Origin of the sequence: Arthrobacter sp. MYb23 (genome assembly GCF_002979775.1) — a bacterium.
Lineage (GTDB): Bacteria > Actinomycetota > Actinomycetes > Actinomycetales > Micrococcaceae > Arthrobacter.
On record NZ_PCPR01000023.1, the window covers coordinates 1 to 15,656 of the forward strand.

The window sequence follows — 15,656 nt, forward strand, 5'->3', positions numbered from 1 at the left end:
GCGGGCTGGGTTGGCGGTTGTGCCGGCTTTCCGCTGAAGTCGAAGCCCAGCCCAGGACGGCCTGTGCTGCTGAGCAGGCTTCTGCCAGTGCTGTTGCTGATCCGTACCGGGGAGGGTCCGGCCAGGATTCCGAGCTGCTCGAAGGAAGCGTCTTCCACATCCTCCACGCTCACGGCCTCGGCCAGGGTGAGGGCCAACTGCCCGGAGAGCTCCGGAAGCAGGTGCGGCGCTACCCTGATGCTGTTGGCGCGGGCCAGCTCAACGATCCTGCGGAACGGCGTAATACCGCCCACCCGGACAATGTTGGGCTGGATGATGTCCACGGCTTCTGCTTCGATGAAGTCGCGGAAGCGGTAGATGGTGTGGACGTTCTCGCCCAAGGCAATAGGCACAGGAGACTGCTTGCGCAGGCGGCGGTACGCCCAGAGGTCGTCGGCGCGGAGGGGTTCCTCCAGCCATTCCAGTCCGTACTCCCCCAAAACGTCCAAGGCACGGAACGTATGGGCGAGGTCCCATCGCTGGTTGGCGTCGATCATGAGCAGCCGGTCCGGGCCGATCACGGCCCTGACGGCGGCGACGCGCTCGGCGTCTTCCCGGAGCTCGGGTTTGCCCACCTTGATCTTCACCGCGTTCTGTCCCGCGGCCACCCATCGCTGGGCTTGATCCACCAGCTGCTCCAGGGTGTAGTGCAGGTTCACGCCGGAGCCATACACCTCCACGGATTCCTGGCGTTGACCCAGGAGTCCCGTGACGGACGTGCCCGCCTGCCTGGCCTTCAAGTCCCAGAGCGCAAGGTCAACTCCGGCCATCGCGATAGTGGTCAGTCCTCCCCCGCCGGCCTCGTGCAGCCGTTTCCACAGCTGGTCCCACACGATCTCCGGGTTGGCTTCCAGCCCGGCCACAAAAGGAGCGATGTCGTAGTCCAGCAGGGCTTTGACCGCCTGGGGACCAATGGTGGGGGTCCACGAGAAACCGTGGCCCGTGCCGCCGTCGTCCGTGGTCAGTTCGGTGACGATCACGTGGTTCTCAGGCGCCTCGGCACCCCAGCTGCGCAGCAGCGGCACCGTGATCAGCCGGGTAGTGAGGCCCGTAATGCGGGCGGGCATCAGCTGCCAGCCAGCTCGTGGCCCTTGGCCAGGATGGACTTGAGCTCCAGCAGTTGCTCCTCTGAAGGGTCAACCAGCGGCGGACGGACCGGGCCCACGGGCAATCCCGCGAGCCGAAGACCAGCCTTGATCAGGGAGACGCCAAAACCCGGAGTCTGGTCGCGGAGACGGACCAGCGGCGCGTAGAACCCTTCAAGCAGGGCGTGGCGGCGCTCTTCGTCACCGGAAACGTAGGCGTCGTAGTAGGCCTTGGCGATTTCGGGGGCCATGGCGAACGCAGCCGAGGAATACAGCGGGATGCCGAGGCCTCGGTACGCCCCCTGAGTCAGTTCGGCGGTCAGCAGGCCGTTGAAGAGTGCAAAGTCCTTGCGGCCGCTGGCGTTGATCGCGGAGACGATTTCCTGGGCCAGGCCCACATCGCCGATTCCGTCCTTGAAGCCAACCACCTTCGGGTTGGCCGTGAGGCGGGTGATGGCTTCGGCCGTGAACTTTGCCGTGCCGCGGTGGTACACAATCACCGGCAGGCTGCTCGCCGCTGCAATGGCCTCAACGTAAGCCACCACGCCATCAGTGGGCCCGGTGACCAGGTACGGCGGGAGCACCAGGAGGGCATCCGCGCCGGCTTCCTCGGCCACCTTGGCAGCGGCAATGGCGTGACCCAGGGGTCCGCCGGCACCGGAAACTACAGGCACGGCTCCCGCAACAGACTCGACGGCGGCAGTCACCACGGTGCGGATCTCATCCAGGGAGAGCGCATGGAATTCACCGGTGCCACAGGCGGGGAAGACGCCGCCCGGACCGAACGGCAGGCGGGAGGTGATGTGCTCCTTGAGCAGTGCTACATCTACCGTGCCATCTTCGGCGAAGGGCGTGACGGGGAAGAACAGTACGCCGTCGAAATTCATGGTGTCTCCTTGGTTGCTCCCGCCGGGACCAGGCCGGCGTGGGTCTCGTCATTGAGTGCTGCTTGTTCGCTTGGTGCTGTGTTGCCTGCTGCTTGATCAGCGGCGGTATCGGGGCCCTCGAATGGCGGCGTGAGTTCGGTACGCCAGCTGCGCTTCGGCTCCCAGCCGAGGAGCTCGCGGGCTTTGTTGATGGAGAACGCCGGGCTGGTGCCGGTCAGGCGTGCGGTGAGGGGTCCGCTGCCAGGCAGGAACTGCGGGAACAATTCCGCCAACGGTGCGGCAGCCAAAGCATCCTTCGCGCCTACAAAGAACACCTCGCCGTTGGGGATGGAATCCATCTTCTCCAGCAGCACATCCAGGAAATCAGCAACATCCCGCGCGTCCACGTAGTTGAACAACGCCGGCGCGGAAAGTGCCGGATCCTGCAGCCGCTCACGGACGGTGTGCCCTTGCTGCGTCAGCGCCCCTTCCCACTCTTCCGGAGAAATCACGTAGCACGGACGGAATGCTGCGTACTTGATCTTGTTGCCCTGCGCGGAAGCGAACATCTGCACGGTCTGCTCGGCGATCACCTTGGATAGTGCATAGGCGTTCCACGGCTTGGGGGGCGTCGTCTCGTCCAGAGGGAACGACGGCGGCAGCCACCCGGCCGGTGAGCCATAGCCCAGGGCGGTGGGGCTGGACGCCGTCACGATCTTCGGTACACCAGCCTCGGTGGCCGCACTGACCACCGCAAAGGCGAGCCGGGTGTTCGTGCTGAAGATGACATCCTCAGGCGCGCTAAAAGGTACGGCAATAGCAGCGAGGTGGATGACGGCGTCGGGCGCTGTTTCCCGGATGAGCCGCTCCGCCTCCCCCGGCGCCAGCAGATCTGCGGCGTACTGCTCGGCTCCGGCCGGCAAATGCTCTGCCGGGATGGCATCCCGGTCAACCGAGATCACCTTGTGGCCGGCCTCCGCGAGGCCTGCCACCACGCTGCGGCCCAACCGACCGGAACCGCCGGTGACGAAAATCCTGCTCATGGTCTTTTCCTTGCTCGGGTAGTGGAGGGTCAGGCCTGGCCGCGGCTGAGATCAGCGCCGAGGCCGAGTTCACTGATGCGGACGGGAAGATCGGTGTCCAGGGACTTGTTGCCGGCGATGCCCACCGACACCGAGCGGAGGCCGTCGATGTAGCCGGACGGACGGCCCAGCGGATCAACGCCCGGGCCGTTGAAGAGGTCCGAAAGGAGCAGGTTGTCGCCGCCGCCGTGGCCGCCTTCGCCGTTGATAATGGGGACTTCGTAGGCGGCTTCCCAGTGGCGCTGGACCACCAGGCGTTCGCCGTTGCGGCGCACAGCGTCTTCCTCCTCGATGGGAGTGGCGCTCGGGTCCACCACCGTCTTCTTATCGGTGCTGGATTCGACGGCGGCACGCTCCACCACTTCGAGCTCAGCACGGCCTTCGGTGCCGTTGACGGTGACGCGGTAGCCTTCCCACGGGCTGTGGGCGTTCAGCGAGTAGCTCAGCGTGGGCCCGCCCTGGTAGTCCACCACCAGGGCGAGGTTGTCCTCGATGGTGATGCCCTCGGTGAAAACGTCCTGGTCCCGGATGTAGCCATCAAATTTTTCGTTGTCGTAGTACAGGGCCTTGAGATGCTCGTCCTCGCGCATGTCCAGACGGAACGGATCGTGCTCCAGGCCATCAACGGTGCCGCGTTCCGGGCGTACGCCAAGGCCGCGCTCGGCAGCATTCTTGTCGCCGTAGAAGCGCAGGCCACCGGCGGCAAACACGCGCTCCGGAACATCGTTGATCCACCAGTTGACCAGGTCGAAGTGGTGCGAAGCCTTATGGATGAGCAGGCCGCCGGAGTTCTTCTTTTCGCGGTGCCAGCGGCGGAAGTAGTCCGCGCCGTGCACGGTATCCAGCACCCAGCTGAAGTCGATGGACGTGACCTTGCCGATCACGCCGTTCTGAATGACTTCCTTGAGCGCGCTGTTGCGCGGCGAGTAGCGGTAGTTGAACGTGACCACCACGTTTTTGCCGGTCTTCGCCACAGCTTCGGTAATACGGCGGCAACCGTCAACGTCGATGGTCAGCGGCTTTTCAACCACGACGTCGGCGCCCGCCTCAAGCGCTTCAACGATGTAGTCCGCGTGGGTGTAGTCGGGCGTCGTGACAATGACCCGCTCAATGCCGTTGGACTGAATGAAGCTGGTGAGTTCGCCCGGTGCAAAAGAGGCCACCGGCTCTGTTCCGCCGAGTTCCTTGATCAAGTCCTGGTAGAAGTCCACGCGGCCCTGATTGACGTCCGACAATGCAATGAGTTCCGCGACGTCCGCGTGCTGTCCGTAGATGGCACGGATATACATCTCTGAGCGGCCGCCGGTTCCGATCAATGCTATGCGGGTTCGCTGGGAGTCTTGGGGCTGGATGGTCGTTGCGGCAGATTCGGTCTGGATCTCGGCTGAGTCGACGTTGACCATGTTGGCCATGAGAGATGCCCCTTTCAGAAAGGCAGGAGTGAACCGCTTGACGGCCCGGCTTCGTATGGGAAGAATCATGAGAAAGCGTTTTCTCAGAGCGTTATAAGCTTTGTATCAAGACTCTGGTGGTCACGTCAACCACTGCTCCAACGACGGAGCATGCGGGAGGCGAGCAATGGGAAGGGGCCACATGGCACGCAGGAACACCAACAGGCGCGTCGGCATCGCCGATGTCGCAGAGAAGGCGGGCGTCTCGCACGCCACAGTTTCACGCGTCATGAACGGTAATGCCGCCGTGGACCCCGGCATCGCCGCCCGGGTTCGAGCCGCCGCTGTTGAATTGAAATACCAGCCCAATCCAGTGGGGCGCAGCCTCGCACTCGGCAAGACAGACACCATCGGGATCGTGGTTCCGGACCTCGCAAACCCAACGTTCCAGGCGATCCTCCGTGGACTCAGCATCGCCGCCGCCCAGGACGGGTACCGCGTCCTCATTGCGGATTCCTCGGAAGTCACCAGCGAGGAATCCATCCTTGCGGGCGAGGCCAGGCGCCGCTGCGATGGCGTGGTGCTCTGCGCTCCCCGCATGAGCGATGCCGAGTTGGAAGAGCTGGCCCCCACCCTGCACCCGCTGGTCTTGATCAACCGCACCACCATTGCCACCAACACTCCGAGCCTGAGCGTGGACTACGGGCAGGGCATCCAGGAACTGGCTCAACACCTGGTGACTTTGGGCCACCGCCGCCTGGTATTCCTCTCCGGCCCGGAGCACAGCGCTTCCAACCGCCAGCGCCTAGTGGGCTTGGACCAGTTCCGGGCCGAACACCCGGAGATCGAGCTGCAAATGCTCCACGGCGGCTCCAACTTCGACTCCGGCCACGAGTCCACCGAGGCCATCATTTCCAGTGGCGCCACCGGAATCCTGGCATTCAACGACCTCGTGGCCATGGGACTGCTCAGCGGCTTGCACGAGCGCGGCGTACGCGTTCCGGAGGACATTTCGGTGACCGGCTTTGACGACATCCCTTTCGCCAAATACACAACCCCTCCGTTGACCACGGCCGCCGTGCCCATCAATGAGCTCGGAAGCCTTGCCTGGCGGAGGATGCGGGAACAGATTCAGCAGGCCGGCGAAGCTGCCACCCAGGCGCAGGACGAATTCTCGCCCAGGGTGGAGATCCGCAAGAGCACTGCAGCCCCCGCCCTCAAGCCCGCGTAGGTGCAACGCGGGGTCACTTATGGCCCCTTCAGAGGGTTTTAAAGGGCCATAAGTGACCCCGCGTTGCTTTAGTTTGGCGAGGGATCCGAGCCCACTCCGGCCTCTGTGTAGAAGCCTTGGATGTGGGCGGCCACAAGCTCGGCCGCCTTGCCGCCGTCGTGGTTGTTCACGGCGGTGAGAATGGCACGATGTTCGGCCCGAAGCCTGGCGCACGTAGCGTCCCAATCGGGCAGGTTCCCTGTCAGCTCGCCGGCGTAGTTCTCAATTGCGCCCCTGAGCGAAGCCATCATGGCACTAACCACCGCATTGCCCGCGGCCTGTGCGAGCGCCACGTGGAACCGGGCATCAAGGCCCAGGAAAGTATCGATGTCCGGGGCCGCATCCATGTGATCCAGAAGAGCAGCAGCTTCCTCCAGCTCCGGCACGCCAACCTTGGCCCGCTCCGCCGCCCATGATTCAAGCAGGACGCGGGTCTCCACAATGTCCGCCACCGGAAGGTGACGGGTGGCCACATGCAGCCGGAGGGTCGAACCCAGCGCAGACCCAGGCTCGGCGATGACCACCGTACCGGCATCCTTCCCCGAACCCACGCCAGCGCGGACCACGCCCATGGCCTCAAGGATCCTGACGGCTTCACGCACGGAGGTCCGGGAAACCTGCAACTGCTCGGCCATGGCGCGCTCACCCGGCAGCCGTCCGCCCAGGGCGAGGTCTCCATCAGACAACTGCTTCTCGATCCATTGCAGGACCAACTCGTGGGTACGCATACCGGAATACTAGTTGATGTGGTCCAACCACATGGATTACAGTGTGGTTAGACCACAGTGGTAGGACCACAGAATTCAAGGGAGAACCGCATGACCGACACCCTCGACCCCAAGATCACGGCCGCGCCAGCCAATGCCGGCAGCGACGAAGCCGTAACCCGCCCAGCGCAGCCGCGACCCGCCGTCGGGCTTCCGCCTGCACTCAAGCGCCGCGTACCCAAAGTGGCCGACCTGGCGCCGCTGATGCAGTTCAAGAAGCCCGAATTCAGCAAAACAGCGCGGCTCAAGCGCGCCAGCACCATCTGGGAACTGCGCGACATCGCCAAGCGCCGCACCCCGCAGGCACCGTTCGACTACACGGACGGTGCGGCCGAAGAAGAGATCACCCTCCGCCGTGCGCGCCAGGCTTTCCAGGACATCGAGTTCCGCCCCGGCATCCTGCGCGACGTGTCCAAGATCGATCTGCGCACGGACATCCTCGGCAAGGAATCACGCCTTCCGTTCGGTATTGCCCCCACGGGCTTCACGCGCATGATGCAGTCCGAGGGTGAATACGCGGGTTCGCAGGCCGCTGAAGCTGCCGGCATTCCCTACACCCTGTCCACCATGGGCACTGCGTCGATCGAAGACGTGGCCACCTCCGCCCCGAACGGCCGCAACTGGTTCCAGCTGTACCTCTGGACGGACCGCGCCCGCTCCCTCGAACTGATCGAGCGGGCCACCAAGGCCGGCAACGACACCCTCATGGTCACTGTGGACACCGCCGTCGCGGGCGCCCGGCTGCGCGATGTTCGCAACGGCATGACCATCCCGCCGGCACTGACCATCAAGACCGTGCTGGACGCTTCCTACCGGCCGGCCTGGTGGTTCAACTTCCTCACCCACGAACCCCTGACCTTTGCCTCCCTCTCGCGCTACACCGGCACCGTGGCAGACCTCATCAACTCAATGTTCGACCCCACCCTGACCTATGAGGACCTGGACTGGCTCCGCGAAACCTGGAAGGGCAAGCTGGTGGTCAAGGGCATCCAGACCGTGGAAGATGCCCGCAAGGTAGTGGACCACGGCGCGGACGGCATCATCCTGTCCAACCACGGCGGACGCCAACTGGACCGCGCACCTATCCCGTTCCACCTTCTTCCCGAGGTCACCTCGGCCCTGAGGGCGGACAACAGCCAGGCTGCGGTCATGCTGGACACGGGCATCATGAGCGGCGCGGACATCGTGGCGGCGCTGGCTTTGGGTGCGGACTTCGCACTGATCGGCCGCGCGTACCTCTACGGCCTCATGGCCGGTGGACGTGAAGGCGTGGACCGCACCATCCAGATCCTGGAGAAGGACATGACCCGGACCATGGCACTCCTGGGCGTCAGCAAGGTGGCGGACCTGAACCCGGACCACGTTCGGCTGCTCCAGCGCTAACGGCCCCATGTAGGTAACAGATCAGGTCGTTCTGAGCGCTCAAAACGACCTGATCTGCTACCCAGTTGGGCAAAGGTGCTAGATGCAAGGGTGCTAGATCAGGCCCTGGGCCAGCATGGCGTCGGCAACCTTGACGAAGCCGCCAATGTTGGCGCCCACCACATAGTTTCCGGGCGCACCGTATTCGGCGGCAGTCTCGGCACAGCGGTCATGGATTCCCACCATGATTTCGGTGAGTCGCTGTTCGGTGTGCTCGAAGGACCATGAGTCACGGCTGGCGTTCTGCTGCATTTCCAGCGCGGAAGTAGCAACACCACCGGCGTTGGCTGCCTTACCCGGGCCAAACAGGATCCCGGCCTCCTGGAAGACGGAAACAGCTGAGCGGGTGGACGGCATGTTGGCGCCTTCGGCCACTGCGATCAGACCGTTGCTGACCAACTTCGCGGCAGCATCGCCGTCGAGCTCGTTCTGCGTGGCGCAGGGCAAGGCCACTGTGCCGTTGACGTCCCACACCGAACCGCCGGCAACATGGCTGGCACCGGGTCGGCGGGCGGCGTATTCAGTGAGTCGTCCCCGCTCGACTTCCTTGATCTGACTCAGAAGCGCGACGTCGATCCCGGCTTCGTCCACGATGTAACCGGCGGAGTCGGAACACGCCACAACGGTGGCACCGAGGGACTGTGCCTTGGCGATCGCATGTATGGCCACGTTGCCCGAGCCGGAGACCACAACGCGTTGGCCGTCAAAGGACTGTCCGCGGGTTTTGAGCATCTCCTGGGCGAAGATGACCGTGCCGTAACCGGTTGCCTCGGGGCGGACCAGGGAACCTCCCCACGAGATGCCCTTGCCCGTGAGGACGCCGGACTCATAGCGGTTGGTGATGCGCTTGTACTGGCCAAAGAGATAGCCGATTTCGCGGCCGCCCACGCCGATGTCACCGGCGGGGACGTCGGTGTACTCGCCGATGTGGCGGTACAGCTCAGTCATGAAGGACTGGCAGAAGCGCATGATTTCGGCGTCGGAGCGTCCGCGGGGATCGAAGTCCGAGCCACCCTTGCCGCCGCCGATGGGCATGCCGGTGAGCGCGTTTTTGAAGATCTGCTCGAAGCCGAGGAACTTCACGATTCCCAGATACACCGAAGGGTGGAAACGGAGCCCACCCTTGTACGGGCCGAGGGCGGAGTTGAACTCCACACGGAAGCCGCGGTTTACGTGGACGCGACCTGCGTCATCGGTCCAGGGGACACGGAAGATGATCTGGCGTTCGGGTTCGCACAGGCGCTCGAGGACGGCACCTTCAAGGAATTCAGGATGACGATCGTGTACAGGGCCGAGGCTTTCGAAGACCTCGGTAACGGCCTGGTGGAATTCCTTCTCCCCCGGGTTCCGCGCCAACACAGTGTCGCGGACAGCTTCCAGCCTTGAATCCATGCGTCTTCCTATCCTCAGTGCGCCGGCCAGCGGCGAGACGATCAGTCCCGCTCATGGTTGCACCGAGGGATGTGGGATCTCCATCCGAAGCCAATGTGACCCACATCGCGGAGTTAACACAACTGTAGAAAATCGTTGAAAACTCAAGGAAACAGGAGATTAACAAAAACTCACAATGTGATAAGGATCACGTTAAGTTGGCTTCGACTATCGCTTACGGCCGAACTTGGGAAGGTTGGGCAGGTTCGGAAGATTAGCCAGAAGATCAGCGGCCTTAGTGGCAGCGCGGCCAACACTGCGGCCAATCTGCTGGGGCACAGTATCGTCCGAAGCCGGATCAAAGGAGACCGGGGTACCGCTCGCGTGGACCTTCACAGCCTGGCCCACGGCGTCAGCACGGGTGGCTGGGACCTCCGTAGCCGGAACACCAGTTGCGGCGGGCTCTACGGCGGCAGGCTCTGCCGCGGCGCGTACCTCGGAAGGCGCGACGACGGCGGGAGCCGGGGTGCCGACGTCGAACGTTTGCAGCCAGCTGGCTACGCCGGCCAGTGGCTTGGGATTCAGCGCGTAGAAGCGCTTCTGGCCCTGGGCGCGCATGCTGACGAGATCCGCCTCACGGAGCACCTTCAAGTGCTTGGAGATAGTGGGCTGGCTCGCAGCCAGTTCTTCCACCAGTTCGCCTACAGCTTTATCCCCAGAGCGGAGGGAGACCAGGATGTCGCGCCTGGTTGCCTCAGCTATGACGGCAAATACGTCGTCAGTCACCATGCCTCCCACCCTAGCGACATATACGCCAATTGGCATCCCTGTTTCTTGGCGCGACAGGCACCCCCATCAGACCGGGGAACGTTCAGCCGCACCGGGTAACGCTCAGTCGAACCAAGGATCCAGGCCGTAAAGGGGGAAGATCTCCTTGCGCGTGGCAATAACGGTCCGGTCAACCTCGTCCGCGGGATCGTAGCCGACCTCCCAGGAACGCCACCAGACGTCCACGTCATCGCCCATCGACTCCGGCGCCCATACCCCGTAGGTTTCCTTCACATACGTCCGCCACGCTTCAGGAACCGGCGTGCGGAGGGGCACCGGGCGCTGCGTCACCATCCCGATCAGATGGCTCCACGCCCGGGGCACAACACCGGTGACGTCGTAGCCACCTCCGCCGGTAGCGATCCAGCGGTTGTCGCAGTAGCGGGCGGCAAGTCCGGCGACGGCGGAGGCCGCCTCACGCTGCCCGTCCACGCTGAGATTGAGGTGCGTCAGGGGGTCGTCCCGGTGAGAATCGCACCCGTGCTGGCTGACAATGACTTCGGGTTGGAACGCCCCAACAAGCTGCGGGACCACCGCATGGAAAGCCCGCAACCAGGCCGCGTCCCCCGTGTACGCAGGGAGCGCGACGTTCACCGCAGTTCCCAGGGCGTTCGGGCCGCCGGTTTCATTGGCAAAGCCGGTCCCGGGGAAAAGGGTGAGGCCCGTTTCGTGCAGGCTGATGGTCATGACGCGGGCATCGTTCCAGAAAATGCTTTGCGTACCGTCGCCGTGATGAGCGTCGACGTCGATGCTCACCACCCGTTGCACGCCGCCGTCGAGCAGCCGTTGGATGGCCAGCGCGACGTCGTTGTAGACACAAAAGCCGCTGGCCCGCTCACGCGCAGCATGGTGCATCCCACCGCTGAAGTTCACAGCGCGGACAGCCTGGCCGCTAAGGATGGTCTCGGCCGCCACGAGGGAACCGCCAGCGAGGCGGGCACTGGCCTCGTGCATGCCGGCAAACGCGGGATCGTCTTCGGTTCCCAGTCCGCGGTCTTCCTCCGGCACAGAGGGATCAGCACTGACCCGGCGTACGGCCTCCACATATTCGGGGCTATGTACGGAAAAAAGTTCGACGTCGGTGGCCACCGTGGGTGCCTGGACGGCCACATGCTGGTGGTCAAAGAGGCCGAGCGATTGGGCAAGCCGCGCTGTCAGCTCAAGCCGTTGCGGCGCCATGGGATGGCCCGGACCAAAGTTGTAAGCAGTCATGGCTGGATCCCACACCACCGTCGTTGGCAGTGCGGACCGCGTAATGCTGGAAGCTGTTGTTCCAAGCCGTGAGTTCATCCAGAACAGGCTACCTGAGCCCCGGGTAGCCTTCCGCCCGGTTACGTCGCGGGAATAGTGGTTTACTACTCAGGAAAGCTTGTTCAACCGAGGAAGAGCGCCATGTCTCAAAGCCAGTCGCGGTCCACGAGCCCGACCAACTGGCAACCCAACCAGCAGGAGCGGGAAGGTCTGTGGATCTTCACGCGCGTGCGCGACTTCGTCGACAACATTGCCAACACCTCACCGGCGCGTTTGGCGTTGACCGTCTTTGCCGTGGTGATCCTGGTTTTCACTGGGTTGCTGTCGCTGCCCGCCGCTTCCGCGGCAGGCACCGTCACACCCCTGCACCAATCCATGTTTACGGCGGTCTCCGCAGTCTGCGTCACCGGGCTGACAGTGGTTTCAACGGCCACACACTGGACCTTCTTTGGTCAGTTGGTCATCCTGATAGGCATCTTCGTTGGCGGCCTCGGCACACTCACCCTCGCGTCCCTGCTTGCCCTCATGGTCAGCAAACGACTGGGCGTGCGCGGCAAGCTCATCGCCCAGGAAGCCATGAACAACGCGGGCAGGCTTGGCGAGGTGGGTACCCTGCTCCGGATCGTCATCGTGACCTCAGTGGTGATCGAGGCGGCGCTGGCGCTGGCGCTCATTCCGCGCTTCATCATGCTCGGCGAAGACTTCTGGCAATCCGTGTGGCATGGGGTCTTTTATTCGATTTCCTCGTTCAACAACGCTGGATTCACGCCGCATTCCGATGGCATCGTCCCCTACGAAACCGACCTTTGGATCCTTATTCCGCTGATGTTGGGGGTCTTCCTCGGCAGCCTCGGATTCCCCGTGGTGATGGTGCTTCAGCAGAACGGGCTCAACTGGAAAAAGTGGAACCTCCACACCAAGCTCACCATCCAGGTCTCCTTCATCCTGCTCGCGGCAGGCACGGTCCTGTGGGGCTTGATGGAATGGGACAATCTACGGACCATCGGCCACATGGACGTGGGCGACAAAGTAATCCATTCACTGTTCGCCTCCGTCATGACCCGCTCTGGCGGCTTCAACCTGGTGGATCAAAACCACATGGAATCCACCACCATGCTCCTCACCGACGCCCTCATGTTCGCCGGCGGCGGCTCCGCTTCCACGGCCGGCGGCATCAAAGTGACAACCATCGCCGTAATGTTCCTGGCCATCATGGCTGAAGCCCGCGGCGACGCCGATGTGAAGGTCTACGGACGCACCATTCCCCAGGGCACCATGCGCGTGGCCATTTCCGTGATCGTAGCCGGAGCCACCTTGGTGTCCGTGGCGGCCTTCCTGTTGCTCTCCATCAGCGGCGCCTCACTGGACCGGGTGCTCTTCGAATCCATTTCCGCGTTCGCCACCGTTGGATTGAGCACCAACCTCAGTGCCGAGCTGCCGCCGTCGGGCGTTTATGTCCTGACAGCTTTGATGTTCGCCGGCCGCGTGGGCACCGTAACCCTGGCGGCCGGTTTGGCGCTGCGCCAACGCAGCCAGCTGTATCACTATCCGGAAGAGAGGCCAATCATTGGCTAGTAGCACAGGGGCAGCAAACCGCCCCGCCCACAACTCACCAGTGCTGGTCATTGGCCTTGGCCGGTTCGGATCCGCCACCGCCGAGCAGCTGGTCAAGCAGGGCCGTGAAGTCCTGGCTATCGAGCGTGACCGCACCCTCGTCCAGAAGTGGGCGCCTGTGCTCACTCACGTGGTGGAAGCCGATGCCACCAATATCGATGCGCTGCGCCAGCTGGGTGCCCAGGAATTCAGCTCAGCGGTAGTGGGCGTTGGTACGTCCATCGAGTCCTCCGTGCTCATTACCGTGAACCTGGTGGACTTGGGCATCCAACACCTGTGGGTCAAGGCGATCACGCCCTCGCACGGCAAGATCCTCACCCGGATCGGCGCCAACCACGTCATCTACCCGGAGGCTGACGCCGGTGTCCGCGCAGCCCACCTGGTGTCCGGGCGAATGCTGGACTTCATCGAATTCGACGACGACTATGCGATCGTCAAAATGTACCCGCCCAAGGAAACGGTGGGCTTCACCCTGGAAGAATCCAAGGTCCGCTCGAAGTATGGAGTGACGATCGTGGGCGTGAAGACCCCGGGTGAGGACTTCACCTACGCCCGGCCGGAAACCAAAGTGTCCGGCCACGACATGTTGATCGTGTCCGGACACGTGGACTTGCTGGAGCGCTTCGCAGCACGGCCATAATCCTGCTGGAATTTTTTGTACAGCTAACGCCCTTTAGACGCTCTTTGAGGGGCGTTAGCTGTACAAAAAATCAGCCGAGCTGTTTGGTGATTTCCGCTGCGCGGGCCGCTGCTGCGCGGGCGCCGTCGGCGATGATCTTGGGGATCCCGCCGTCGTCGAAGGCCATGATGGCGCGCTCGGTGGTGCCGTTGGGGCTGGTGACGGCGATGCGCAGGGCTGAAGGGTCCGCGCCCGGCTCGGCCAGCATGAAGCCGGCTCCCGCGACCGTTTCACGGGCCAACATCACGGACAGCTCTTGGTCCAGACCAAGCTCGACGCCGGCCGCAGCCATGGCCTCGGCCAGGTAAAACGCGTAGGCCGGGCCGGAACCGCTGATAGCGGAGAGCGCATCTACCTGTTCTTCAGGAATCTCCACTACCGTACCTGCCCCGGCCAGCGCTTTCTTGGCCTTTTCGAGTTGCTCGGGGGTGCAATGAGTACCCGGGGAGACGGAGATGACACCGCGGCCCAGCCGTGCGGGCGTGTTGGGCATAGTACGGATCACGGGCTGTCCGTCAGGCAGCGCCGCTTCAAGCTGTGCGATGGAGACTGCCGCTGCGACGCTGACAACAATCGTGTCCTTCGCCAGCGCGGGGCTGATTTCCCGGGCCAGGTCCAGGATGCCTACCGGCTTGACCCCCAGGATGACCATTCCCGAGCCTTTGGAGGCCAGCTTATTGTTATCCGGCTCTTCCTCGCCCGCAATGGCCATGACCCCATGGCGCTGGGCCAGTTCATCGGCACGTTCGGCACGGCGGACGGTAGCGACGATGTCCGCAGGGTCCGTCCCGGCGGCAACAAGACCGACCAGGATTGCCTCGTTCATGGATCCACAGCCAAGGAATGCGATTCGGTTGCTCATGGGTCCATCATTGCAGTTGGCCACGGACGGGGTCTAACGGGTTTCAGATTCCCAGCTTGCTCCCAAGGTTATTGCAGGCAGCACTCATTCTTGGTCCGTAACTTAGTAATTACCTCATTGAGGGTGCGAGTGATGAAGGCGGGCATGGGGATGTCCGCCAGCAGCACCGGTGGCCGGGCGGGTTTTCCCCCATTTCCCGATTCGGCCGCCGGTGCTTTCGCTTTTTAAGCACAGTGCACTGCGGGAGTCCCGCAGTGCACGCGACGAGGCGCCGGGCGCAGCGCCCGACGCCGGTTAGTTATCTACGCTGCGCAGCGACGGGACGCTGAGGTGCTGCCGGGCAAAACGCAGGGTTTCAGCCAGCATTTCCTCGCGCTCCCCCGCTACCTTCGCCTTGCGGGTCGAAATCTCGGCCACCACTACGCCGTCAAAACCGGTGGCGGCCAGGTGCTGCAGGGCATCGGCGCACTGTTGGGTTCCGGTGCCAGGCACCAAGTGCTCGTCCTTGCCCGAACCCGAACCATCGGTGAGATGGACGTGCCGGAGCTTGCTACCGAGTGCCTTGATGGCTTCCAAACTGTTGGCCCCGGCAGTCGCGGCGTGCGAGAAGTCCCACGTGACGTCGTCGTAATCCTGGCCCAACGGGTCCCAGTGCGGCAGGTAGGCCACCGCCTCGCGTCCACGGACCCGCCACGGGTACATGTTCTCCACGGCGATGCGCACCCGGTACCTCGCGGCGATTTCACGGACGCCTTCAACGAAGTTCTCCGCGTAATTGGACTGCCAGCGGAACGGCGGATGAACCACCACCGTGTCACAGCCGACGTCAGCGGCCATTTGGCAGGACTTCTCGATCTTGTTCCACGCCGTGCCCCAAACCTGCTGCGTCAACAGCAAGGTAGGAGCATGGATGGAGACGATCTCCTGGTGGTAACGGTGGCTCAGCTGGATCAGGGCATCGGGATTCTGGCTCACCGCGTTGTTGGTGACCATCACCTCAACGCCCTCGTAACCCAGGTCCTGCGCCACCGCGAAGGCGTCATGGACGCTCAGCGGGTACACAGAGGCACTGGACAGCGCCACGGGAATTTGGCGGTCATTCACTTCAGGTTCGACGTCGTTGCTCATC

At 63.5% G+C, this 15,656-nt stretch carries 14 protein-coding genes; 4 read left to right on the plus strand and 10 right to left on the minus strand.

The genetic code is table 11. The features are described from left to right. The 4 genes from CQ020_RS19125 to CQ020_RS19140 all read right to left on the minus strand — a co-directional run. A partial coding sequence (locus CQ020_RS19125; RefSeq protein ID WP_105693276.1) for a mandelate racemase/muconate lactonizing enzyme family protein occupies positions 1 to 1,106 on the minus strand: 1,106 nt, incomplete at its 3' end. After that, positions 1,106 to 2,011, minus strand: coding sequence for a 5-dehydro-4-deoxyglucarate dehydratase (locus CQ020_RS19130; protein ID WP_105693277.1), 906 nt, complete (start codon positions 2,009 to 2,011; stop codon positions 1,106 to 1,108). The genes CQ020_RS19125 and CQ020_RS19130, both read right to left, overlap by 1 nt. Next, positions 2,008 to 3,033: an NAD(P)-dependent oxidoreductase gene (locus tag CQ020_RS19135; RefSeq protein ID WP_105693278.1), complete on the minus strand. Its 1,026-nt coding sequence runs from the start codon at positions 3,031 to 3,033 to the stop codon at positions 2,008 to 2,010. The genes CQ020_RS19130 and CQ020_RS19135 overlap by 4 nt, the downstream gene beginning before the upstream one ends. A gap of 29 nt (positions 3,034 to 3,062) precedes the next feature. Further along, complete coding sequence (locus CQ020_RS19140) at positions 3,063 to 4,475, minus strand: Gfo/Idh/MocA family protein (RefSeq protein WP_105693325.1); 1,413 nt, start codon at positions 4,473 to 4,475, stop codon at positions 3,063 to 3,065. Between the two features lie 190 nt (positions 4,476 to 4,665). Here CQ020_RS19140 and CQ020_RS19145 point away from each other — a divergent pair, with 190 nt between their 5' ends. Continuing rightward, positions 4,666 to 5,694, plus strand: a complete 1,029-nt coding sequence (locus CQ020_RS19145) for a LacI family DNA-binding transcriptional regulator (RefSeq protein WP_105693279.1) — start codon at positions 4,666 to 4,668, stop codon at positions 5,692 to 5,694. Between the two features lie 68 nt (positions 5,695 to 5,762). Here the strand turns inward: CQ020_RS19145 and CQ020_RS19150 are convergent, their stop codons facing one another. After that, entirely contained in the window at positions 5,763 to 6,461 is a 699-nt protein-coding gene (locus CQ020_RS19150) for a FadR/GntR family transcriptional regulator (protein WP_105693280.1), read from the minus strand. A 90-nt stretch (positions 6,462 to 6,551) separates the two neighbouring features. On the opposite strand from CQ020_RS19150, the gene CQ020_RS19155 reads away from it, so the two are divergent. Continuing rightward, complete coding sequence (locus CQ020_RS19155) at positions 6,552 to 7,883, plus strand: alpha-hydroxy acid oxidase (RefSeq protein ID WP_105693281.1); 1,332 nt, start codon at positions 6,552 to 6,554, stop codon at positions 7,881 to 7,883. 93 nt (positions 7,884 to 7,976) lie between these two features. Here CQ020_RS19155 and gdhA read toward each other — a convergent pair whose 3' ends face one another. The 3 genes from gdhA to CQ020_RS19170 form a co-directional block, all read right to left on the minus strand. Further along, complete coding sequence (gene gdhA / locus CQ020_RS19160; RefSeq protein ID WP_105693282.1) at positions 7,977 to 9,314, minus strand: NADP-specific glutamate dehydrogenase; 1,338 nt, start codon at positions 9,312 to 9,314, stop codon at positions 7,977 to 7,979. A gap of 207 nt (positions 9,315 to 9,521) precedes the next feature. Then, positions 9,522 to 10,082, minus strand: a complete 561-nt coding sequence (locus CQ020_RS19165) for a helix-turn-helix transcriptional regulator (protein WP_105693283.1) — start codon at positions 10,080 to 10,082, stop codon at positions 9,522 to 9,524. 102 nt (positions 10,083 to 10,184) lie between these two features. Next, a complete protein-coding gene (locus tag CQ020_RS19170; protein ID WP_105693284.1) occupies positions 10,185 to 11,411 on the minus strand; it encodes an acetoin utilization protein AcuC in 1,227 nt (408 codons plus the stop codon). Between the two features lie 102 nt (positions 11,412 to 11,513). On the opposite strand from CQ020_RS19170, the gene CQ020_RS19175 reads away from it, so the two are divergent. Continuing rightward, positions 11,514 to 12,947, plus strand: coding sequence for a TrkH family potassium uptake protein (locus CQ020_RS19175; protein WP_105693285.1), 1,434 nt, complete (start codon positions 11,514 to 11,516; stop codon positions 12,945 to 12,947). A gap of 40 nt (positions 12,948 to 12,987) precedes the next feature. Then, positions 12,988 to 13,626 carry a TrkA family potassium uptake protein gene (locus CQ020_RS19180; protein WP_011775951.1) on the plus strand — a complete coding sequence of 213 codons (639 nt, stop codon included), beginning with the start codon at positions 12,988 to 12,990 and terminating at the stop codon, positions 13,624 to 13,626. A gap of 70 nt (positions 13,627 to 13,696) precedes the next feature. On the opposite strand, the gene proC is transcribed toward CQ020_RS19180, so the two are convergent. Both proC and CQ020_RS19190 read right to left on the minus strand, forming a co-directional pair. After that, positions 13,697 to 14,527, minus strand: coding sequence for a pyrroline-5-carboxylate reductase (proC, locus tag CQ020_RS19185; protein WP_105693286.1), 831 nt, complete (start codon positions 14,525 to 14,527; stop codon positions 13,697 to 13,699). 294 nt (positions 14,528 to 14,821) lie between these two features. After that, on the minus strand, positions 14,822 to 15,655 hold the full coding sequence (locus CQ020_RS19190; RefSeq protein ID WP_105693287.1) for a sugar phosphate isomerase/epimerase: 834 nt from the start codon (positions 15,653 to 15,655) through the stop codon (positions 14,822 to 14,824). Position 15,656 lies beyond the last annotated feature (1 nt).